The organism is Pararhizobium sp. PWRC1-1 (genome assembly GCF_049897905.1).
In the GTDB taxonomy this organism is placed as follows: domain Bacteria; phylum Pseudomonadota; class Alphaproteobacteria; order Rhizobiales; family Rhizobiaceae; genus Pararhizobium.
This window is the reverse complement of the sequence record NZ_JAFCXE010000024.1, coordinates 83,121-104,987: the sequence shown is the minus strand read 5'-3', so window position 1 is coordinate 104,987 and position 21,867 is coordinate 83,121. Positions and strand designations below refer to the sequence as shown.

19 protein-coding genes and 1 pseudogene are annotated in these 21,867 nt (G+C 60.0%); 13 read left to right on the top strand and 7 right to left on the bottom strand.

What is annotated here, in order from left to right:
- Positions 1-96 precede the first annotated feature (96 nt).
- On the top strand, positions 97-753 hold the full coding sequence (locus tag ACP7E0_RS28365) for a GNAT family N-acetyltransferase (protein ID WP_426129885.1): 657 nt from the start codon (positions 97-99) through the stop codon (positions 751-753).
- On the top strand, positions 750-1,331 hold the full coding sequence (locus ACP7E0_RS28360; protein WP_426129883.1) for a GNAT family N-acetyltransferase: 582 nt from the start codon (positions 750-752) through the stop codon (positions 1,329-1,331). The genes ACP7E0_RS28365 and ACP7E0_RS28360 overlap by 4 nt, the downstream gene beginning before the upstream one ends.
- 48 nt (positions 1,332-1,379) lie before the next feature.
- On the opposite strand, the gene ACP7E0_RS28355 is transcribed toward ACP7E0_RS28360, so the two are convergent.
- A complete protein-coding gene (locus ACP7E0_RS28355; RefSeq protein WP_426129882.1) occupies positions 1,380-2,240 on the bottom strand; it encodes an endonuclease/exonuclease/phosphatase family protein in 861 nt (286 codons plus the stop codon).
- 82 nt (positions 2,241-2,322) lie between these two features.
- Between ACP7E0_RS28355 and obgE the strand changes: the two genes are divergently transcribed.
- From obgE to ACP7E0_RS28305, 10 genes are all read left to right on the top strand, one after another.
- Positions 2,323-3,333, top strand: a complete 1,011-nt coding sequence (gene obgE, locus ACP7E0_RS28350; protein WP_426129881.1) for a GTPase ObgE — start codon at positions 2,323-2,325, stop codon at positions 3,331-3,333.
- 1 nt (position 3,334) lies between these two features.
- Positions 3,335-4,504, top strand: coding sequence for a glutamate 5-kinase (proB, locus tag ACP7E0_RS28345; protein WP_426129879.1), 1,170 nt, complete (start codon positions 3,335-3,337; stop codon positions 4,502-4,504).
- Positions 4,497-5,777: a glutamate-5-semialdehyde dehydrogenase gene (locus ACP7E0_RS28340; RefSeq protein WP_426129877.1), complete on the top strand. Its 1,281-nt coding sequence runs from the start codon at positions 4,497-4,499 to the stop codon at positions 5,775-5,777. The genes proB and ACP7E0_RS28340 overlap by 8 nt, the downstream gene beginning before the upstream one ends.
- Positions 5,778-5,814: 37 nt before the next feature.
- Positions 5,815-6,396 (top strand): nicotinate-nucleotide adenylyltransferase, encoded by a 582-nt coding sequence (locus ACP7E0_RS28335; RefSeq protein WP_426129916.1) that lies wholly within the window; start codon positions 5,815-5,817, stop codon positions 6,394-6,396.
- 106 nt (positions 6,397-6,502) lie between these two features.
- A complete protein-coding gene (rsfS, locus tag ACP7E0_RS28330; RefSeq protein ID WP_426129875.1) occupies positions 6,503-6,949 on the top strand; it encodes a ribosome silencing factor in 447 nt (148 codons plus the stop codon).
- Positions 6,950-7,153: 204 nt separating this feature from the next.
- A complete protein-coding gene (gene rlmH, locus ACP7E0_RS28325) occupies positions 7,154-7,636 on the top strand; it encodes a 23S rRNA (pseudouridine(1915)-N(3))-methyltransferase RlmH (RefSeq protein ID WP_426129873.1) in 483 nt (160 codons plus the stop codon).
- Between the two features lie 118 nt (positions 7,637-7,754).
- Entirely contained in the window at positions 7,755-9,194 is a 1,440-nt protein-coding gene (locus ACP7E0_RS28320) for a murein hydrolase activator EnvC family protein (protein ID WP_426129871.1), read from the top strand.
- Positions 9,184-10,506 (top strand): S41 family peptidase, encoded by a 1,323-nt coding sequence (locus ACP7E0_RS28315; protein ID WP_113317363.1) that lies wholly within the window; start codon positions 9,184-9,186, stop codon positions 10,504-10,506. The genes ACP7E0_RS28320 and ACP7E0_RS28315 overlap by 11 nt, the downstream gene beginning before the upstream one ends.
- Positions 10,507-10,637: 131 nt before the next feature.
- Positions 10,638-11,837, top strand: a complete 1,200-nt coding sequence (locus tag ACP7E0_RS28310; protein WP_426129869.1) for a divergent polysaccharide deacetylase family protein — start codon at positions 10,638-10,640, stop codon at positions 11,835-11,837.
- 67 nt (positions 11,838-11,904) lie between these two features.
- A complete protein-coding gene (locus tag ACP7E0_RS28305; RefSeq protein WP_426129867.1) occupies positions 11,905-12,447 on the top strand; it encodes an RNA pyrophosphohydrolase in 543 nt (180 codons plus the stop codon).
- A gap of 30 nt (positions 12,448-12,477) precedes the next feature.
- Here the strand turns inward: ACP7E0_RS28305 and ACP7E0_RS28300 are convergent, their stop codons facing one another.
- Entirely contained in the window at positions 12,478-13,362 is an 885-nt protein-coding gene (locus ACP7E0_RS28300; protein WP_426129865.1) for an SDR family oxidoreductase, read from the bottom strand.
- 130 nt (positions 13,363-13,492) lie between these two features.
- On the opposite strand from ACP7E0_RS28300, the pseudogene ACP7E0_RS28295 reads away from it, so the two are divergent.
- Positions 13,493-14,479, top strand: a pseudogene (locus ACP7E0_RS28295) (AraC family transcriptional regulator).
- Between the two features lie 294 nt (positions 14,480-14,773).
- Here ACP7E0_RS28295 and bfr read toward each other — a convergent pair.
- The 5 genes from bfr to ACP7E0_RS28270 form a co-directional block, all read right to left on the bottom strand.
- Positions 14,774-15,259, bottom strand: a complete 486-nt coding sequence (gene bfr, locus ACP7E0_RS28290) for a bacterioferritin (protein ID WP_113317359.1) — start codon at positions 15,257-15,259, stop codon at positions 14,774-14,776.
- Positions 15,225-15,578 (bottom strand): (2Fe-2S)-binding protein, encoded by a 354-nt coding sequence (locus tag ACP7E0_RS28285; RefSeq protein ID WP_426129915.1) that lies wholly within the window; start codon positions 15,576-15,578, stop codon positions 15,225-15,227. Before ACP7E0_RS28285 ends, bfr begins: the two co-directional genes overlap by 35 nt.
- Before the next feature lie 283 nt (positions 15,579-15,861).
- Positions 15,862-19,323: an error-prone DNA polymerase gene (locus ACP7E0_RS28280; protein ID WP_426129863.1), complete on the bottom strand. Its 3,462-nt coding sequence runs from the start codon at positions 19,321-19,323 to the stop codon at positions 15,862-15,864.
- Positions 19,320-20,897: a Y-family DNA polymerase gene (locus ACP7E0_RS28275; protein WP_426129861.1), complete on the bottom strand. Its 1,578-nt coding sequence runs from the start codon at positions 20,895-20,897 to the stop codon at positions 19,320-19,322. The genes ACP7E0_RS28280 and ACP7E0_RS28275 overlap by 4 nt, the downstream gene beginning before the upstream one ends.
- Entirely contained in the window at positions 20,779-21,708 is a 930-nt protein-coding gene (locus tag ACP7E0_RS28270; protein ID WP_426129859.1) for an ImuA family protein, read from the bottom strand. The genes ACP7E0_RS28275 and ACP7E0_RS28270 overlap by 119 nt, the downstream gene beginning before the upstream one ends.
- Positions 21,709-21,867: the final 159 nt, after the last annotated feature.

The following is a 21,867-nucleotide window of genomic DNA, read 5'->3' as shown; positions in this document are numbered from 1 at the left end:
TCGACCCGGCTGACGCTTACCGTGTTCAGGCCAAGATCAAAAGGGGAGATGGGGCAATGCCCGATCTCCCCTTTTTCAAGTCTTGGAGGACTGAACATGCAAAGCGAACTGTTGAGGGAGAGCCAATCACGGTCTCCCCGGGAAGATTCCCTGGAATCTTCTCAAGAGCGGCTGCGGCCCCAACGGTCAAGGACCGATTGCCCGATATTGTTATCGCCCAGGCTCGTTTTGCGCGCCCCCCACGAAGACGATATCGACGCCCTTGCCCATCTTGCCAACAACGCCAATATCGCCACCATGGTTTCGCGCATGCCGCACCCGTACACGGTGGCCGATGCTGCGGATTTCGTACGCCGTACGAAAACGGGCACGATTGGCAAGTGCGTCTATGCGATTACCAAAGCGGATAATGGCGCATTTCTGGGTTGCTGCGGTATCGAGCCGCATCCCGACGGCAAGACGGCGGAGCTTGGTTACTGGCTGGGTGAACCGCACTGGAACAAGGGTTTTGCCACAGAAGCAGCGCAGGCGCTGACCGACATGGCCTTCCGCACCCGCGACATCGACCAAATCGATGCGCGCTGCCGGGTCATGAACGTCGCCTCGCGGCGGGTCATCCAGAAGTGCGGCTTTCAGTTCCAGGGCTCCGGCATGGTCGATAGCCTGGCGCTGGGCGGCATGATGGCCGTCGAATGGTACAGGCTCGACCGCAAGACTTGGATGTCGTTGCGCAGCTGGGGAGGTCTGAGATGACCGCTCACCTGCGTGAACGGCCGAAGGTTGCCGTTCGTCCCGATCCCGGCCCCTGCCCGGTCATCGAAACCGCACGGCTGATCTTGCGGCCGCACAAGCTGTCGGATGCCGATGCGGTGGCGCAATCGCTGGCCGACTTTCAGGTCTCGCGCATGCTGGCGCGGGTGCCCGTGCCCTATCACCGGCAGGATGCACACGACTGGCTGGTCCGCCAGGCCTCGGGGCTGATTGCCGGCTGGACGCTGGCGATCACCACCGGCGATGATGTCCATATCGGCTGCGTCGGTATCGAGCTCATGCACGGCCAATGGCATCTCGGCTACTGGCTGAACCGCTATTACTGGAACCGCGGTTACGCCAGCGAGGCGGCGTATGCGGCGATGGAGCGGTTCTTCCAGCGCATGCCCGGCACTGTCCTGCATTCCGGCGTGTTTGCCGACAATGCAGGATCGCTGAAGCTGCAGAAGAAGCTCGGCTTCGAGATCACCGGCTGCAACCAGATCTATGCACTGGCCCGCAACGGCATGGTCAGTCATATCGAGACCGGTATCACGGCGGGTGCCCTGCGCGCTCCATGAATGAAGGAAGGCCCGCGGCAACGAAGCCGTGGGCCTTTTCTCTTGGCCCTATTCCAGCTCGAAGCCGACCGGCAGGTGGTCTGAACCGGCGGCCTCGGTATCGATCCAGGCATGCCGCAATCGCGGCGTAAGACCGGCACTGAGGAAACAATAGTCGAGATGCATGCGCTTCTGATGATCGGCGGGATTGATCCAGCTATAGCTTTCGGGCGTCAGCCGGCCGAGATGCGCCAGCGCATCCACCGGGTTTTCAAGGCGCAGCGAGCGGCCGTAATAGGCGTCGCGCGCGCCGGTCATCGCGCAATATTCCGGTCCTTCCGGCTCCATGTTGAAATCGCCCATCAGCACGAAGTCTTCCGGATGCGGCAGTTCGGCAAAGCCGAAATCGCCGCCGCCGGTCATGGCGCCGCCTTCTCTCGAGTAAGAAAGCGCCTTTTCCTTCAGATAGGCGATCTGGGCGATGCGCTCGGCCGGATAAGCATGGTCGAGATGGACGGAATAGACCCGCAACGGACCGGAAGGGGTGATGATCAGCGCTTCGGTCGCGCCGCGCTGCAGGTTCATCGGCGAGATCGTCCGGGTGCGCGGCAGCGGAATGAGGCGGGTCGCGGCAATGGGGAAGCGCGACAGGATCATGTTGCCGAACTGGAAGCGCCGCTCAACGGCGCGGCCGTTCTCGACTGCCGAACCGGCATCGATCTCGCAGGCCGGCCAGAAGGTGGAAAAGTATTGCGGCATCAGGTCACTGAAAATGGCAGGAAGATCCGCATGGCCGTTGCGATGAAAATTCCGTGTCACTTCCTGCAGCGCGATCACATCGGCGCCCTCAACACTTGCGGCGATGCGTTCCGGATCGAAACTGCCATCCAGACCGACGCCGTACTGGATGTTATAGCTCAAAAACTTCACGATATTCTTTGACCTCCGGAGCACGCGCCTATATCGATGGCGACAATTGTGGCGGCAAATACACCAAACAGATGGCAGTGCGATGAAATTTCTTGACGAAACAAAAGTCTATATCCGGTCCGGCGACGGCGGAGCTGGCGCTGTGTCGTTCCGGCGCGAGAAATTCATCGAGTTCGGCGGCCCGGATGGCGGCGACGGCGGCCGTGGCGGCGACGTCTGGGTGGAGGCCGTCAACGGTCTCAACACGCTGATCGATTTCCGCTTCCAGCAGCATTTCAAAGCCGGCACCGGCATTCACGGCATGGGCCGCAACCGCACGGGCGCCGGCGGCGGTGACGTGACGCTGAAAGTTCCGGTCGGCACGCAGATCTTCGAGGAAGATTCCGAAACGATGATCGTCGACATGATCGCCGAGGGTCAGCGCTTCCGCCTGGCTGCCGGCGGCAATGGCGGTTTCGGCAACACCCATTTCAAATCCTCGACCAATCAGGCCCCGAACTGGGCCAATCCAGGCCTTGAGGGCGAGGAAAAGACCATCTGGCTGCGGCTGAAGCTGATTGCCGATGCCGGTCTGGTCGGACTGCCGAATGCCGGCAAATCGACCTTCCTGGCAACGACGACGCGCGCGCGCCCGAAGATTGCCAACTATCCGTTCACGACGCTGCACCCGAACCTCGGTGTTGCGACGATCGATGGCCGCGAGTTCATTCTGGCCGATATTCCCGGCCTGATCGAAGGCGCCCATGACGGCGTCGGCCTCGGCGACCGGTTCCTCGGCCATGTCGAGCGCACCCGCGTTCTGCTGCATCTCGTGTCCGCGCAGGAAGAAGATGTCGCCAAGGCCTACAAGACCGTCAAGCACGAGCTTGAAGCCTATGGCGGCGAGCTGCTCGACAAGCCTGAAATCGTCGCGCTGTCGCAGATCGATGTGCTTGATCCGACAGAACTGAAGAAGAAGCAGAAGGCACTGGCGAAGGCCAGCGGCCAGACACCGCTGCTGCTGTCGGCCGTGGTCGGCACCGGCATGACTGAAACATTGCGCGCGCTGCGCGATATCATCGTCGCTGCGCAGACCCAGGTGGACGAAGACTGATATGACGCCGCAACGCAAACCGCTGGAAAAATACCGCCGGATTGTGATCAAGATCGGCTCGGCCCTGCTTGTGGATCGCAAGACGGGTTTGAAGAAGCATTGGCTGAATGCCATGTGCGCCGATATCGCGGCGCTCAGAGCCAAAGGTGTCGAGGTTCTCGTCGTCTCCTCCGGGGCCATTGCGCTCGGGCGTTCGGTGCTTGATCTGGCGCCCGGTGCACTTAAGCTGGAGGAAAGCCAGGCAGCGGCGGCCGTTGGCCAGATCGCGCTTGCCCGCGCTTGGTCCGAAAGCCTGTCGGCGGACGAGATCGTTGCCGGTCAGATTCTCTTGACGCTTGGCGATACCGAGGAGCGGCGGCGTTACCTCAACGCCCGCGCCACGATCAGCCAGCTTTTGAAGATGCGGGCCGTGCCGATCATCAACGAGAACGATACCGTCGCCACCACTGAAATCCGCTATGGCGACAATGACCGTCTGGCGGCGCGCGTCGCCACCATGACCGGCGCCGACCTGCTCGTGCTTCTTTCCGATATCGATGGGCTCTACACCGCCCCGCCGCATCTTGATCCGGATGCACGTTTTCTTGAAACGATTGCCGAGATCACCCCGGAGATCGAGGCAATGGCCGGAGGCGCTGCGTCCGAGCTGTCGCGCGGCGGAATGCGTACCAAGATCGATGCCGGCAAGATTGCCACCGGCGCCGGCTGCGCCATGATCATTGCGTCGGGTAAAGTCGATCATCCGCTGTCCGCAATCGGCGAAGGTGCCCGCTCCTCCTGGTTTGCGCCATCCGGTTCGCCGGTCACAGCGCGCAAAACCTGGATTGCCGGGCAGTTGCTGCCGGCGGGCAGCCTTACCATCGATACCGGTGCCGAAACAGCACTTCGCTCCGGCAAAAGCCTGCTTCCGGCCGGTGTTCGCCAGGTGACGGGATCGTTCAGCCGCGGCGATACGATTGCCATCATCGGAGCGGAAGGCCGCGAAATTGCCCGTGGGCTGGCCGGTTACGATGCTGACGAAGCCCGCCAGATCGTTGGCAAGAAATCGGCGGAAATTGCCGTCATTCTCGGTTATGCCGGACGCGCCGCCATGGTGCATCGCGACGATATGGTGATGACCGCATCCGCCAAGCGGGAAACGGATGCAGTGAGGAGCGACGCTCATGCTTGACGATGCGCGAAAGAAAGAAATCCAGGAATTGATGGCGGTGATCGGCCGTCAGGCCCGCGCCGCCAGCCGGCCGCTCGCCACCGCGTCCGCCGAGCGCAAACATGCAGCCCTTATCAGCATGGCCAGCAATATCGTTGCCCACAAGGACGACATTCTCGCCGCCAATGCGCTCGACCTCGAGAACGCCCGCGAAACCGGCGTTGCTGCATCCTTCCTCGACCGGCTGACTTTGTCGGAAATCCGTGTCCTCGACATGGCCAATGCCATCCGCGCTATCGCCGACCTGCCCGATCCCGTCGGTGATGTCATTGCCGAGTGGGATCGCCCCAACGGCCTGCATATTGAGCGCGTGCGCACGCCGCTTGGCGTCATCGGCGTCATCTACGAAAGCCGGCCGAATGTGACGGCCGACGCGGGCGCGCTTTGCCTTAAGGCCGGCAATACCGTGATCCTGCGCGGCGGCTCGGACAGCCTGCATTCATCGCAGGCGATCCATGCCTGCATGGTGCAGGGCTTGAAGGATGCCGGACTTCCAGTGCATGCGATCCAGATGGTTCCGGTGTCTGACCGCTCGGCCGTCGGTGCCATGCTGACCGGTCTTGGCGGCTCGATCGACGTCATCGTTCCGCGTGGCGGCAAAAGCCTTGTCGCCCGAGTCCAGAATGAGGCCCGTGTACCGGTCTTTGCCCATCTGGAAGGCGTTTGCCACGTCTATGTCGATGCTTCTGCCGATCTGGAAATGGCGAAAAACATCGTCGTCAACGCCAAGATGCGCCGCACCGGTATTTGCGGTTCCGCCGAAACGCTGCTGATTGACCGCAAGGCGAAGGACAAATTCGTCGCGCCGCTGATCACTGCCCTTCGCGATGCCGGCTGCGAGGTCCGCGCCAGCGAGGATATCCGCGCCATGGTGCCGGGGTTGATTGCGGCGACCGAAGAAGATTGGGCAACGGAATATCTCGACGCGATCATTTCGGTGACGCTGGTCGATGGTATCGGGGGCGCGGTCGATCACATCTCGTCCTGGTCTTCGGCCCATACGGAAGCCGTCATTGCCGAGGACCCGGCCGTCGTCGAGCGCTTCTTTGCGGAAGTCGATTCGGCCATCCTGCTGCACAATGCTTCCACCCAGTTTGCCGATGGCGGTGAATTCGGCATGGGCGGCGAAATCGGTATCGCCACCGGCAAGATGCATGCGCGCGGGCCGGTCGGCGTCGAGCAGTTGACCTCGTTCAAATACAGGGTGCGCGGCACCGGTCAGGTCCGGCCGTAAGGTGCAGCCGGGCGACGTCGATCCGTTCTATCTGAAAATGCCCCATGTCGAGAACGGCATGACCGTCGGATTGTTCGGCGGCTCATTCAATCCGCCGCATGACGGCCATGTGCTCGTTGCCGATATCGCGCTGCGCAGGCTCGGCCTTAAACAACTCTGGTGGATGGTGACACCCGGCAATCCGCTGAAGAGCCGCAACCATCTGGCCCCGCTTGCCGAACGCATCGCGCTTAGCGAGAAAATCGCCCACGATCCGCGCATCAAGGTGACGGCCTTCGAGCAGTCGCTCGGCCAGAGCTATACGGCGCGCACGCTGGAAAAAATCCGTGAACGAAATCGCGGCATTCATTTCGTCTGGATCATGGGCGCCGACAATCTGAAGAATTTTCATCTCTGGCAGGACTGGCAAAAGATTGCCCGCACCTTCCCGATCGCCGTCATCGACCGCCCCGGCGATACCCTGTCCTATCTGTCCTCAAAGATGGCGAAAACCTTTGATTATGCCCGCGTTGACGAAGCCCATGCCGCAAGCCTCGCCTGGCGCAAGGCTCCGGCCTGGACATTCATTCACGGACCGCGTTCACCGCTGAGTTCCACGGCGCTACGAGCGAAATCTTGAGTGCATATAAGCAATGATTAACCATCATTTACTTCTCGTGTCTTGAAACCGTAGGGCATTGGTGCCTACATTTAGAGTGCGGCTCGACCGACATTCGAATCGCGCCATGCCTGTTCTGTTCACCTGGAAAGGAAAAACCCTGACAACAGTACACGCGAAGGGAAATGTCACCCGCATTTTCCCGCAAAGCCCGGAACGCAGTGACGAAGTCGCTGCCCGTGCTCTTCACCTGGTTCTCGGCAGTCTCGAGGACTCCAAGGCAGAAGATATTGTCACCATCAACATTGCCGGGAAATCGGCGTTGGGAGACTATATGGTCGTGGTCTCCGGGCGATCCAGCCGGCATGTCATGGCGATCGCCGATCACCTGATCACTGATCTCAAGGACGGTGGCCAGGGAAATGCCCGCGTTGAAGGTCTGGAGACCGGCGACTGGGTGCTGATCGACGGCGGCGACATCATCGTTCACGTGTTTCGCCCGGAAATCCGCGAGTTCTACAACATCGAAAAGATGTGGGCCGCGCCGGACATGGAAGACGGTACGTTGCACTGAGCGCACAGCGTCCGCGATTGGACGCTTGAGCAGTAAGTGACACATTTGGAGCCTGCAATGGTCGTGTAGGATAGGTTATCCGATTGCGGCCGTTTGCAGAATGAAGTCCGGCACCAGCGCTCTGCTGGGCGGGGAAGAATGTGCCTCTCGCTGCGGACCAAACGGCGACGCTCTGACCGGCGTGATGAAAATTAGGGAAATGACATGCGGGTTGGCCTCTTTGCCGTCGGGCGCCTCAAGGCTGGCCAGGAAAAGGATCTGGCGGCCCGTTATCTCGACCGTTTCGCCAAAGCCGGCCCCGCAATCGGCCTTGAACTGTCGCGGATTGCCGAAGTCGCCGAAAGCCGGGGATCAAGCGCCGATACGCGCAAGCGCGAAGAGGCGGCCCAACTCGAAAAATCATTGCCCGATGGCGGTCTTCTTATCCTTCTCGACGAACGCGGCAAGGCGCTGGATTCCGAAGGTTTCGCAGCCCTCATTGGCTCCTTCCGCGACAGTGGCAAGCGCGACCTGATGATTGCTATCGGCGGCGCCGACGGGCTTGATCCCGCCCTTCACGCCAAGGCGGACGCTGTTATTTGTCTTGGCAAGATGACCTGGCCGCATCAATTGGTGCGCATCCTGATCGCAGAACAGCTTTATCGCGCCGTCACCATCCTTTCAGGCCATCCCTATCATCGGGTTTGAACAATCGGGGTTGCGCTGCTATCCGGATGCCGCAATTGCCACGAATGGCTGTTGGCTGAACCGGCCAAATCAGCGTAGGGTTTTTTACTTAATTAGACGGCTGACAGCGAATGGCGGAATGACCAGAGGTGCGGCAAAGCAGGCACGGGAAGAGCAGCCGGGAGACGCCGGAAGGCTCTGTCTTCGTGCGAGTCTTCTGGCCATCACTCTCCTTTTCGCCACCGCCGTGCCCGCGCAAATTCCCGAGACACCGGATCGAAACCCGCAAGACGCCGCCCAACAGGCTCCGCCGCAGGCGGATCCCGCCGCAGAGCTTGCCGTAAAACGCGACAGCACCCGTAGCGAATTGGAAGCCCTGTCAAAGACCATCACCCTATCCAACGATCGCGCCGCACAATTGCAGGACGGGATCGCAGAACTGGAGAAAACCAGTGAATCGCTGCGCACAGCGCTTGTTGCCTCGGCCGACAAACGCAAGGCGCTGGAACAGCAGATCATCGACGGTGAAGCGAAGCTGACCACGTTGCGGACAAAGGAAGACGCCGTTCATGCCTCCCTGCGCGCCCGGCGCGGCGTGCTTGCTGAGGTGCTGGCGGCGCTGCAGCGGATGGGGCGCAATCCGCCACCCGCCCTGCTCGTGACGCCGGAAGATGCGCTCGCCTCCGTCCGCAGCGCCATCCTGCTCGGCGCTGTTGTTCCCGGCATTCGTCACGAGACGGAAAACCTTGCCGCTGATCTGAAAGCGCTTGCCGGCGTTCGCAAGGAAATCGTCACCCAGAAGCAGTCGCTTGGCGACGACATGACGGCGCGGCTCGAGGAAGAGCGGCGCATGAACATGCTGATCGTTGAAAAACAGAAACTCAAGCAGCGCAGCGCCACGGAACTTGCCTCCGAACGCCGCAAGGCCGAACAGCTTGCAACGCAGGCAACCAGCCTTGAGGGACTGATCGGCTCGATTGAGAGCGAAATCACTTCCGCACGCGATGCAGCTGCCGCCGCCAAGGCCGAAGAGGAAAACCGTCGGCTGATGTCGGAGGCCCAGCGCAACGAGGCCCGCGAGCTGGCAAACAGCACGACGCCCGACAAAAACCGTATTGCGCCTGCATATGCGTTTTCGGACCTGCAGAAAAAGCTCGCACTTCCGGTTGCCGGATCGATCCTGCGCAAATTCGGCGACGCCGATGGCACAGGGCATTCGCTCCAGGGCATGATGCTTGAGACCAATGCGGGGGCTTTGGTGACTGCGCCATCGGATGGCTGGATCGTTTTTGCCGGTACGTTTCGCAGTTACGGACAGATGATCATTCTCAATCCCGGTGACGGCTATCATGTCGTTCTCTCGGGTTTGGAAGGCGTGACAGTGCAGCAGGGCCAATTCGTCGTCGCAGGTGAACCGCTCGGCACGATGGGTAACAAAAGAGTGGCCAGTGCCACTGCATTGGCGCTGGAAACCGAGCGTCCGACGCTTTACATTGAATTCAGAAAAGACGGAAAACCGGTTGATTCCCGACCATGGTGGACCGCAGCAGACACCGGAAAGGCACGCAATGATTCGTAGAACGTCACTTGTTCTGGTCGGGGCACTCATGGGTGCAGCGGCCACGGGCGTTGTATACTCCTCCATCGTCCCGGCCGTCGCGGCCAACCCGTCGACCTATCGCGAACTGTCGATTTTCGGCGATGTTTTCGAACGTGTGCGTGCGCAGTACGTGACGCCGCCGCAGGACGACAAGCTGATCGAAAATGCCATCAACGGCATGCTCTCATCCCTGGATCCGCATTCGAGCTACATGAATTCGACAGATGCCGAAGACATGCGCACCCAGACCAAGGGTGAATTCGGCGGTCTCGGCATCGAAGTCACCATGGAAGACGATCTCGTCAAGGTGACGAGCCCGATCGATGATACACCGGCCGCCAAGGCTGGCGTTCTCGCTGGTGACTTCATTTCGAAGATCGATGGCGTTGACGTGCGTGGCCTCAAGCTTGAGGAAGCGGTCGATAAGATGCGCGGTGCGGTCGGCAAGCCGATCAAGCTGACGATCCTGCGCAAGGGTGCCGAAAAGCCGATCGAAATCACGATCGTTCGCGACATCATCGCGGTACGCGCCGTCAAGTTCCGCACGGAAGACGATGTCGGTTATGTCCGCGTCATTTCCTTCACGGAAAAGACCTATGACGATCTGAAGAACGCGATTGAAAAGATCAAGGCTCAGGTTCCGGCTGACAAGCTCAAGGGCTACGTGCTCGACCTGCGCCTCAATCCGGGTGGTCTGCTCGACCAGGCGATCAACGTCTCCGACGCTTTCCTGGAACGCGGCGAAGTGGTCTCCACGCGCGGTCGCAATCCCGACGAGACGCGCCGTTTCAACGCGACGCCAGGCGATCTGACCGACGGCAAGCCGGTGATCGTGCTCGTCAACGGCGGTTCGGCTTCCGCATCGGAAATCGTTGCCGGCGCCCTGCAGGACCTGAAGCGCGCCACCGTTCTCGGCACGCGTTCCTTCGGCAAGGGTTCTGTTCAGACGATCATCCCGCTCGGCGAAGCCGGCGCGCTGCGTCTGACCACCGCGCTCTATTACACGCCATCGGGCAAGTCGATCCAGGGCACCGGCATCTCGCCGGACATCAAGGTCGATCAGCCGCTGCCGCCGGAACTGCTCGGCAAGGTCGAAACCACAAGCGAATCCAGCCTGCGTGGCCATATCAAGGGCCAGAACGAAAACGACGAAGGCTCCGGCTCAGTCGCTTACGTCCCGCCGGAAACCAAGGACGACCTGCAGCTGAACTACGCGCTTGACCTTCTGCGCGGCAAGAAGACGGACCCGGCCTTCCCGGCCAATCCGGAAAAAGCTGAACTGAAGCCCTAATATCCGGTGAAAAATGCGGATCGCCTGATACACTTCGCCGCCCGGCTCCAGCTGGGCGGCGGTTTCGATTTTTAAGGGAACGCCCAAGCCAAAGGCTTCCGCCATCGCAACTCAGATCGATAGAGGCCCTCTTGGGAACAGATCTCAACGCTCCTCTTGGTCAGAACCGCAAGACGCGCTCCTCCAAAGCTGAAAAGTCCGGCCTGACATTCGGCCACCTGTCGCTTGGCGTTTGCGCCCTGGCGCTGATTGGCGTTTCCGTCTGGACCGTTCTGAAGCCGACCGGTCTGATCCTACCGCCAGAACCGCAGATCTTGGCGGATGCCGCCCAGCCAGGCGAAAAGGCGGCGACTGAGCCCAACACCACCCAGCTTAAGCAGCAGAAGACAAGCGGTGCACTTTCTGGTGCCCATGTCGAGGAAACGCTGACCGACAACGGTTCCATCGTCACCAAGTTTTCTCCCAAACAGCGCGACGGCGACGGCCCCGCCTTCATCGAGGTCGGCCGCACCAAAGGTCAGGACCCGCGCCTGGCGACCTTCCCGAATGATGACCTTTTGGAAGACAGTCCGGAGGGACGGCTGCCGATCACTGGTCCTGACGGTTTGCGGCCAATGGATCAATATGCGCGGCCATGGTCCGGCGCCCGCGGCATCCGCATCGCAATCGTTGTCGGCGGCCTCGGGCTCAGCCAAACGGGTACGCAGAATGCTCTGCGTCAGCTTTCCCCCGATGTTACGATGGCCTTTGCCGCAACCGGTAACAGCCTGCAGCGCTGGATGCAGGAAGCGCGTCGCACTGGCCATGAAATCCTTTTGCAGGTCCCCTTCGAACCCTTCGATTACCCGGAAAACAATCCCGGCCCGCACACGCTACGCGTCGGGCTGGATGCAAAAAAGAACCTGTCGGAACTGCACACTTCGCTCGCCCAGATCACCAACTATACCGGTGTCATGAATTTTCTCGGCGGGCGTTTTCTGTCGGACGCCGGCGCGCTGGAGCCGGTCATGCGCGACATTGGCAGGCGCGGACTGCTCTTCCTCGACGACTCGACATCGGCGCAGACGCTGACGGGAACGCTGGCCGAAACGATCGGCGTACCACATGGATTTGCCGATATGGTCGTCGATGACCAGATCGACCGCACAGCGATCCTGAAGAAACTCGATGAACTGGAGCGCATCGCCAGGCGCAATGGCGGCGCCATCGGCGTTGCCTCAGCCTTCGATGAAAGCGTCGCAGCCATTTCCCAGTGGATGGACGAAGCGAGTACACGCGGCATCGAATTTGTCGGCGTTTCGGCGCTCGTCAAGGATCCGCAACCACAATAGCGTATGTATTCGTTGAGCCGCGCGGATTTCATTGGTCCGGCGCGCAAGGCAGGCAAAGGGCAAGCGCATGAGCAAGGACAAATCAAAACCGGTAAAGGCGGACGATCTGCCTTATCGCCCGTGTGTCGGGATCATGGTGCTCAACCGGGAGGGTCTCGTCTGGGCCGGGCGGCGCATTCCGATCGGCAATTCCGAATATGACGGCTCGGGCCAGCTCTGGCAGATGCCGCAGGGCGGCATCGACAAGGGGGAAGACCCGGAGAAAGCGGCCTATCGCGAACTCTACGAAGAAACCGGCATGACCACCGTTTCGCTGCTTGCCGAAGCACCCGACTGGATCAACTATGACCTGCCTGCCCACCTGATCGGCATCGGCCTCAAGGGCAAGTATCGCGGCCAGACCCAGCGCTGGTTTGCCTTTCGCTTTGAAGGCGAGGAATCCGAAATCGCCATCAACCCGCCGCCCGGCGGCCACGAGCCGGAGTTCGACGAATGGGCCTGGAAGCCGATGCAGGCGCTGCCAGACCTGATCGTGGCGTTCAAACGCGGGGTCTACGAGGATGTCGTGGCGGCGTTCGAGCATCTGGCCGGCAGTGCATCGCCACGGTAGACAAAGGCGACCATCTCACGCGCAGCCCATTCACATTTCGAAATAGCGTGGCCGGTCGAGATCAGCAATCAGCCCGGGCTGCGCCGCTTGCCAGCCCAGCAATTCCCGTGTTCGCTCGCTTGAGGCCTTGTTGTCGATACCAGCGAAATGCGCAAACCAGCCAAAGTGCGCCGCCGCCGCCTCAGGAGATTGTCCGACGACCGGCACGGCAAGCCGGCGGCCAATGACCCCGGCTATGTCCCGGAACGGGATGCCTTCTTCGGCCACCGCGTGATAGCGGGCGCCGGCTGCCCCTTTTTCCAGCACAAGCCTGTAGAGCCGGGCGGCATCCAACCGGTGCACCGCTGGCCAATGGTTGAGCCCTTCGCCGATATAGGCCGAAACGCCCTTTTCCCGCGCAATGCCGATCAGGAGAGGGACAAAACCGTGATCACCATCGCCGTGCACCGATGGAGGAAGACGCACCACGGACACGCGCAGGCCTGAAGGCAGCAAGGACAATGCAGTCTGTTCGGAAACGCGCGGAACCACTGAACCCGGTGCCGTGTCCTCGGTCGCCAGCGCGCCCGGGGTCAGCAGGCCGGTCCCGGAGGTGACGATCAAGGGACGATTGCTGCCAACCAGCGCGGATCCCAGCGCTTCAATCGCGTGCCGGTCGATCTCGCAGTTCTCCTTGAATTTCGAGAAGTCGTGGATGAACCCAGCATGGATGACCGCATCCGCAGCGGCGGCTCCACTGCGCAGGCTATCCAGATCCTCAAGATGACCGCGATGCACCGCAGCACCAGCGGCTGCAAGAGACGCCGCAGCAGCATCCGAGCGGGCGAGCCCTGTGACCTGATGGCTGGCGCGGATGAGTTCCGTAACGACTGCTGAACCGACAAAGCCTGTGGCACCGGTGACAAAGGCGCGCATGACAATTCTCCTTGGCTTCTCTCGCGGCGACGGCCGCGTCCCAGCCGCGTTGACGACAAGCCAGATCATTGAGAAAATACGATCCATGCTGTAACGTCCAAATAACCTTTGCAATCGTCCCGGACAGGTTATGGATCCACTCTCCAACGTGCTGTCACTGCTAAAACCGCGTAACTATATGTCCGCCGGCTTTGACGCCGCGGGGGGACTGGTCGATCCAGTTTCCGGATCAGCAGGACAGCAGCAAATGCGGGGCGGTGGTGTCCGGTCAATGCTGGCTGTCGGTGGAGGGCGTTCCCGGTGCAGTGCAACTGAAGATGGGAGACGGCTTTCTCCTGCCAAGCGGGCGGCCGTTCCGGCTTGCCAGTGATATCGCCCTGGCGCCGATTGATGCAGCGACGGTTTTCGCGGCTGTTCGTAAGGGTAGGATCGTGACCTACAACGGCGGCGGGGACTTTTCGCTGGTCAGCAGCCGTTTCGCGCTCGCCGGCAACCATGCCGGTATCCTGTTGCAGATGCTGCCGCCCATCATTCACATTCGCGACGAGGAGGGCAGGGCGGCACTGCGCTGGTCGGTGGAACGGATGATGCAGGAACTGCGCGCGCAGCAGCCAGGCGGCTTTCTCGTCGTCCAGCACCTCGCCCATATGATGCTGGTACAGGCGCTTCGGCTACATCTGGCCGAGGGATCGAACCGTACTGTCGGCTGGCTCTTCGCCCTGGCAGACAAGCAGATGAACACCGCGATGACCGCCATGCACGGCAATCCGGCGCATCGCTGGACTTTGCAACAACTGGCAGAGCAAGCGGGCATGTCACGATCGCCTTTGCCCTGAAATTCAAGGAGACCGTCGGCACGTCGCCGATGGAATATCTGACACATTGGCGCATGGCGCTGGCAGGCGACAGGTTGGAGAATTCCAGGGATACGATCTCGGTCATAGCCCCATCGCTTGGATACAGATCGGAAGCCGCCTTCAGCACGGCCTTCAAGAGGCTCATGGGCTGTTCGCCGCGCGAATACAGCCGTCGGAAAAGCCCACTATCACCGTCACAAAGTGAGGCGAATGGCGCAAGCGATTTCCCAGGGCAGCCGCGCGAGAATGCCCAAGCCTGATGCGACGGGCAATGATAGTGACGAACCCTGCGTATCGACTTGCGTTCTTGACCCGTACAACGCCCGCCCCGAAACGCCGGTGTGGGCACCTTTTTCAAAGCCGCCATCCAGCTCAGCCGAGCTGTTTTGTACCGATCAGCGTATCGTTTCCGTCATAGCCGTAGGAGGAAACACTCTGCGCTACGCCGCGTCAAAGTTGCGTTGCTCTGCGGGCTTCGACTCCTTGCACGGTCAAAATGCATAAAAAATGCCCGCCGCGACAGCCGGGCGGGCATTTTTGCGAGTGATGGAGCCTTATTCGGCTTCGTTGGCCGGCGCTGCATTGAGCTGGCCGTATTTCTCGGCGCCAATCTTGTTGAAGAGATCGAGCTGGGTTTCGAGGAAGTCGATATGGCTTTCCTCGTCCATCAGCAGCTCTTCGAACAGCTTCATGGAAACGTAATCGCCCGCGTCATGACAGATGTCGCGGGATTTCTTGTAGGCCTTGCGGGCATCATATTCGCCGGCGAGATCGGCCTCCAGCACTTCCTTCACCGACTGGCCGATGCGAAGGGGGGCAACCGTCTGCAGATTGGGGTGGCCTTCAAGGAAGATGATGCGGGAAACCAGCTTGTCGGCGTGATGCATTTCCTCGATGGATTCGGCACGCTCTTTCTTGGCAAGCAGCGTATAGCCCCAGTCGTCGAGGAGACGATAATGGACCCAATACTGGTTGACAGCCCCGAGCTCGAGATACAGCGCTTCGTTAAGCTGCTCGATGACTTTTTTGTCGCCTTTCAAGATCCGCTCTCCTGTTTTCTTCATGGAATTGTTTGAGGCGGGTCATGAAATCAAACATCTGCTCGCCAGTCGAGGGGCGGCCGGCGTGATATTGCTCGGTGGTGCGGATAGTGATGTCGACGACGTTGGGAAAACAGCCGCAGCAACGGCCGCGTTTTTCCATCGCATGATAGACTTTTGCAGGTACGATCAGCTGCCAACAGTCCTCATCGAGCATCTCGATGATGGTGTCCTGAATGTCCTTATCGGTGATAAAATTGCAGCTACAAACCAGCATTTCCGTCTGCCCGTGATACGCAACGCACTGAATTAAAGTCATAAAGCAAAAGCGGATATTTAGTGTCAACAAAAAATGCCGCTCAACAGCCGTGGTAAATTAGCAACTCAATATTAGATCAATTCTAAACTTGATAAAAAACATCGTCTTTTCATTGGTTTAGTATTAGAGATTTCTGTCCGCTGTGACTTTTCGACCGAATTCAAGTTTTGTTGAGCGGCAAAAATCCCGTACAATTTTTGTTACAATGATGTGGAAATCGGCTTCGATAAATCCAGATCGCCGATGTCGGCTCGACAACGTGCGTCCTCGTACACTTCAATCCTCAGTGAAAATTTCGCCCTTTCGGCATGACGGCTGCGGTCTCGGCACTATCGCGGCGATGAGTCGTGTCTCCTGTCTGCGCGTCACGCGAAAATCCCTCCATCCCGCTTGACCGTCTCTTCTGCCGATGGTCGGCTGTCGGGCGAAGGACTTCGTCTGCACGCTCGCATGCGCCTAAACGGCGGGCCTCACGCTGGAGCAGACCCAGCATTGGCGTCATGTCCTCGATATGATCGGCCACCACATGGATCACCCCGCTCTCGCATTGCAACTTGCCCCTGATTTTCACCAGCCGGGCATTCATGACGACAGACCGGTACCGGTCGAATGTCTTGGTCCAGACAATGGCATTGGCAACGCCCGTTTCGTCTTCCAGCGTCATGAAGATCACGCCTTTGGCCGAGCCCGGTCTTTGGCGGACCAGCACAAGCCCCGCAATGGTGACCTTCTGTCCGTTTGGCACATTCAGAAGATTTCCGTTCGGCAATACATCCATGGTGGCAAATTCATCGCGCAGGAAGGAAACCGGGTGCGCTTTCAGCGAGAGCGAGAGATAGCGATAATCCTCGATAACCTGTTCGCCCGGCAGCATTTCCGGCAAGTGGGTTTCCGGCTCCACCCGAAGGTCGGTGCGGCCCACACGGTCGAACAAAGGCAGGCTTTCCGCCGCACTCTTGGCATCCAACCCCCGCACGGCCCAGAGTGCTTCCCGCCGCGACAACCCGATCGAGCCGAAGGCGTCGGCATCCGCCAACCGCTCGATATCGGACTTTTGCAATCCCGACCGCAGCCAGAGGTCGCGCACGGAGACGTAACGCTGGCCGCGATTGGCGACGAGGTCCTGCATATCGGTATCCGAAAGCCCCTTCACCTGCCGGAAGCCAAGCCGCACGGCTCTCTGCGTCCTGATGATCCCCCGCATCGAACCATGCCTCCGATCGATCGCGCCGGCCTCGAACTCGGCCTCTTCAAGCAGGCAATCCCATTCAGAAATATTGATATCAACCGGTCGCACCTCGACCCCGTGTTCGCGCGCATCACGAACCAGTTGCGACGGCGCATAGAACCCCATCGGTTGCGAGTTCAACAAGGCCGCGCAGAAGACGTCGGGATAATAGGCCTTGACCCAGGAGGATGCGTAGACGAGCAATGCAAAGGAGGCGGCATGACTTTCCGGAAAGCCATATTCGCCAAAACCCTCGATCTGCTTGAAACAGCGCTCCGCAAAGTGCCGCGTATACCCATTGGCCACCATGCCGTTGACCATATCGTCCCGGAATGAGTTGACCTGCCCGGAACGCTTGAACGTTGCCATCGAGCGGCGCAGACGATCCGCCTTTGCCGGCGAAAATTTCGCGGCGGTAATGGCAATCTGCATTGCCTGCTCCTGAAAGAGCGGAACACCATGTGTGCGCTTCAGAATGGGTATCATTTCATCCTTGGGGTAATCGATCTTGAAGCCGGGAAGATGGGCTCGCCCACGATTCTTGAGATAGGGATGCACCATATCTCCCTGGATGGGGCCGGGCCGAACGATCGCGACCTCGATGACTAGGTCATAAAATTCGCGCGGGCGAAGGCGCGGCAGCATGCTCATCTGCGCTCGGCTTTCGATCTGAAATACCCCGATCGTATCAGCCCGGCACATCATGTCGTAGACCGGCTTGCCGTCCTCGTGATCCTTGTTGCCGAGATCGGCGAGCGTCTTCCTCACGTCATAGTGACATTCCAGAAATTCAAAGGCTTTGCGCAGACAAGTGAGCATTCCCAAAGCCAGGATATCGACCTTCAGAATGCGAAGATTATCGAGATCGTCCTTGTCCCATTCGACCATATACCGGCCCGGCATGGCTGTGTTCATGATCGGCACCACCTCGTCGAGCCGGTCCTTGGTAATGACGAATCCGCCGACATGCTGCGTGAGATGCCGGGGAAAGCTCAGAAGCTGGGTCGCATAGTGAAGAACATTCCTGGTGACGGCGTCGGACAGATCGAGACCGGCTGCCTTTGCCTCGCGTTCAGACAGATCCTCCGCCGACCAGCCCCATACCGTGCTGGCAAGAGCCGACTGCACATCTTCCGAAAGCCCGAAGGCCTTGGCTACCTCGCGGCCGGCAGACCGCGCCCGGTAGCTCGTTACTGCCGCCGTCAGACCGGCATGTTCTTTGCGATAGGTCTTGTAGATATACTGGATGACCTCTTCCCGCCTGTCGTGCTCAAAATCCACATCGATATCCGGCGGCTCATCCCGATCCATCGACAGAAACCGGTCGAAGAGAAGCGTGCTTTTCTCCGGGTTGACCTCGGTAATCTCAAGGCAATAGCAGATGACGGAATTTGCCGCTGAACCGCGCCCCTGGCACAGGATCTTCAGTTCATAGCGGGCGTGCTGGATGATCTTGTAAACCGTCAGGAAATAGGGGGCATATTCCTTGTCGCGGATGAGTTTCAACTCGTAACCGATCTGGGTTTTGACTTTATCCGGAATGCCTTCCGGGTAGCGTTTTCGAGCGCCTTCCCAGGTCAAGCGTTCAAGCATGTCGGAAGGCGCTTCTCCTTCATCGCCTTCATCCGGATAGTTGTGTTTCAGTTCATCCAGCGAAAAGGACAGGTTTTTGAAGAACTTTTCCGTGTTGGCGATGGCCTTCGGGTAGGCGCGGAACAACCGCGACATTTCACGTGAATCCTTGAGGTACCGTTCCGCATTGGGGGCGAGCCGGAAACCCGCCTGCGTAATCGGCACGTGCTCGCGAATGGCCGTGACGATGTCTGACAGGGGGCGGCGGGATATGTGGTGATAGAGTGGCTGGTTGCTGGCGATCAGCGGCACGCGGTTTCGGGCGGCGAGCAGAGAGAGCGTGGCAAAAACCTCTGCGTCCCGCCCATCATAGGACGGCGACAGCACCAGATAGAGTTTTTCGCAAAAGCGTTCTCGCAAGCGCTCAAGACATTCCTCCAGTTTTTTTCTTTTGCCAGCATCATCCAGCAAGGACGCGGAGGGAATGAGGGCGAGCATCATCTCGTCCCCCCATTCGATAAGGTCCGCTTCGTTCAGAATGCACGAGCCCTTTTGCGTTCTGAGGTTTCCAGCACTCAGCATGCGGCAGAGATGCGCCCAACCGTTTCTGGTTTGCGGGTAGGCGAGAATATCCGGTGTGCCGTCGGAAAAGACCAGCCGTGCACCCGGCTGAAAGGGAACGGCTTCCAAACATTTCTTTCCCTCTTCTCCCTTTTGACCAAGCTCCTGATTTTCTTGAACCGCCTTTTCGTATTCCTCCCTCATCGCCCTGATCTGCGCATGAGCCCGAACCACGCCTGCGACCGAATTCCGGTCAGCGATCCCCAAGCCGGAGAGCCTCAGGATCGCCGCCTGCCACACCATTTCCCTCGGCTCAGACGCCCCTTCGAGAAAAGAGAAATTCGATCGAGCGCCAATCTCGAAAAATTGGGGTTCCGCACTCATGCGAAAAGCCCATGCATGAACCAGCGCGGTGGCGGCATCTGGCCGTAGAGACCCTCGCGATAGAGCCAGAAGCGATGACCGGTATCATCTTCAAGGCGAAAATAATCCCGAGACTGGGCGTCCGCACCATCGATCCACCATTCCATGGCAAGCCGTTCCGGTCCCTGGCTGCGAGAGACGCGATGCGTCACGCGGCGCCAATAAAAGCTTTGCGGTGGTCCCTCCGGTACTTCGGCCAGGGAGACCTCCACCAGCTCCGGCCGGCGGAAAAGCCTGAGAGGGCGCTCGCTGCGGGACCAGGGGAAAACGCTTGCGACCGGTTTCTTGCCCGGCGCAAGCGTATCGATGGCCGGGATCGCGGCCACCGCCCGTTCCGGCACATGGCTCTCGCACAACTGAAAACTCTGCAGGCAATCGGCACCGAGGCGGGCTGAGACGCGATCGACAAACCCAGCGAGAGAGACATCCTTTTGCCGGGCGCCATCAAAATCCTCCTGCGGTGTATCGAAGGCTTCATACCGCATGACGTTGAGCCGCAGGATTTCAAAACCATAGCCGGCGTCGAGATTATCATGAACGGCTTGAAGGCGTTCGGAAAAGAGCGCGGCGATCCGCTTCGGATCCCGCAATGGCTGCGAAGCGCCAGCCGCGATGCGAAAGACCCGGCCATCGACCCTAAACAGCATGAGTTCGAAAGCCCGCCCGCCCGCCCCGCGCTCTTCCAGGCTTGTTTTCAGCGACAGGGCGATCTGCCCGGTCAGATAGAGGATATCCTCCTCTGCCTGGATGGGCTCAATCAGCCGCCGTTCAGCAGAAAGGCTGGCGACGGGGCGGCGTGGGGAGACGGGCTCTTCATCGCGGCCGAGCGCCTGATCAAGCCGGAGCAGCAGTTGCGCTCCGAAACGCCGCGCCAGGGGTGCTCGCGGTGCCATGATGAGATCGCCGACCTGCTTCAATCCGAGCTTCTGCAGCGCGGCGACAGTTGTTTCCTCCAGCCGCAGCGATGCGACCGGCAAGGGCGACAACACTTCTTCGATCTGCTCGTCCAGGATGACGCCACCATTGCCCAGACGGGAGACGGCCCAGGAGAGGCCCGGCGCGGAGGATACGGCGCCACGGGCATCAATTCCCATCTGGAAAAGCCGCATGAGGATGTCTTGGAGCATGGCCTTTTCGCCACCGAAGAGATGGGAACTGCCGGTGATATCGAGAAACAACCCATCCCGGCCATCAAGCGCCACGAGGGGGGTATAACGATCACACCAGTCGGCGATGCCGTCGAGCAGGCGGCGATCGGCGGCCAGATCTTCTTCCACGACATCGAGCCTGGGACACATGGCTCGCGCTTCCGACGCGCCCTGGTTTTTCCTAAGCCCGATCGCTTCCGCCGCCTCGTCAAGCGCCGTCAACCGCATGGCGTTATTGAGCCGCCCGGAGCAGACGATCGGAGGGGCGTCAGGACGCCCGCTCAAGCGCCAGGACAGACCCCACTTCTTGCGGGCGACCCGGTCGGTTGGCAGGTGCGGGAAGGCGAGAGCCAGAATGCGCTGGGAGCTTGCGCGGAGACCGAGCATATTCTGGCTCGCGGACGGGGGAAAACTGACGGTCATGGGGATTCCACTCCAGAAGCAGGGAGACGGGAGCCGGATTTCGGCTTTTCTCGAGGGTGAGACGGAAAACCGGATTGCCGATGCTGCCGCCAAGCATCGATTGATCCGGCAAAAACCGGCTGGTTGCGGGTGCGGGCTCAACCAGAAAGCGGAAGGGCGCGCTGCTTGCCTCTTCCTCTCCGGACTGACGCAAAAGGAGGAGCGGGCGACCTGCCGCCTTTGCCCGCAGGCCCAGCCGCCGGCTTTCGGTCAGGCCGAAATGGGCGGGATTGCCTTTGACCTCCAATATGCTGACCGAAAAGGCACCACTTTCGACGGCGGTTTCGGCAAGCCAGAGCGCCTCCTCCAGTCTGCGTGGTGCGGCATGCAGGAAGCGCTCCGGCTTCACCCCGAAATCTGCAAGCCCGAGCGCATAGGGAATGCCTGTTTCCATCGATGTGACGGCGTCGCTGATCCACAGAACCGGCGAGCGATCCTCATCCGACCTACGCTGCAGCAGGGCGGCAAGCGCCAATGCAAAACCGGTTGCGGCCGTTGCATCGCGCATCAACTGCGAGCGGATTTCGGTCATGCCATTGAGGGGCAACCCGCCTTCCATGGCATGATCCAGCGCCGCTACCCCCAGCGGAACACGATGGATCTCCCTTTGCTTTGCATGGCCGCTTTCGCCGGCCAAAGCCTCCTGCCTGGCGGCGGCGATGGAATTGCCTTCCAGCCTTGCTATCTCTTCGCGGAGCGCAAAAAGACGCTCGCGCGTCATGGGCGTCTGCACCATGACGTCACTCCAATTCAAGTTGTTCCTGTTATGTTCCTATAGATTCCAGAGCTTCCCGGAAGAGTCAACGGGAATCTCTAAGAATTTATTCCTTGACGGGGACCATACAAATTCAACCCTCGAAAAACGCTGATGAAATGGCTATATCAGGGGGCAAGC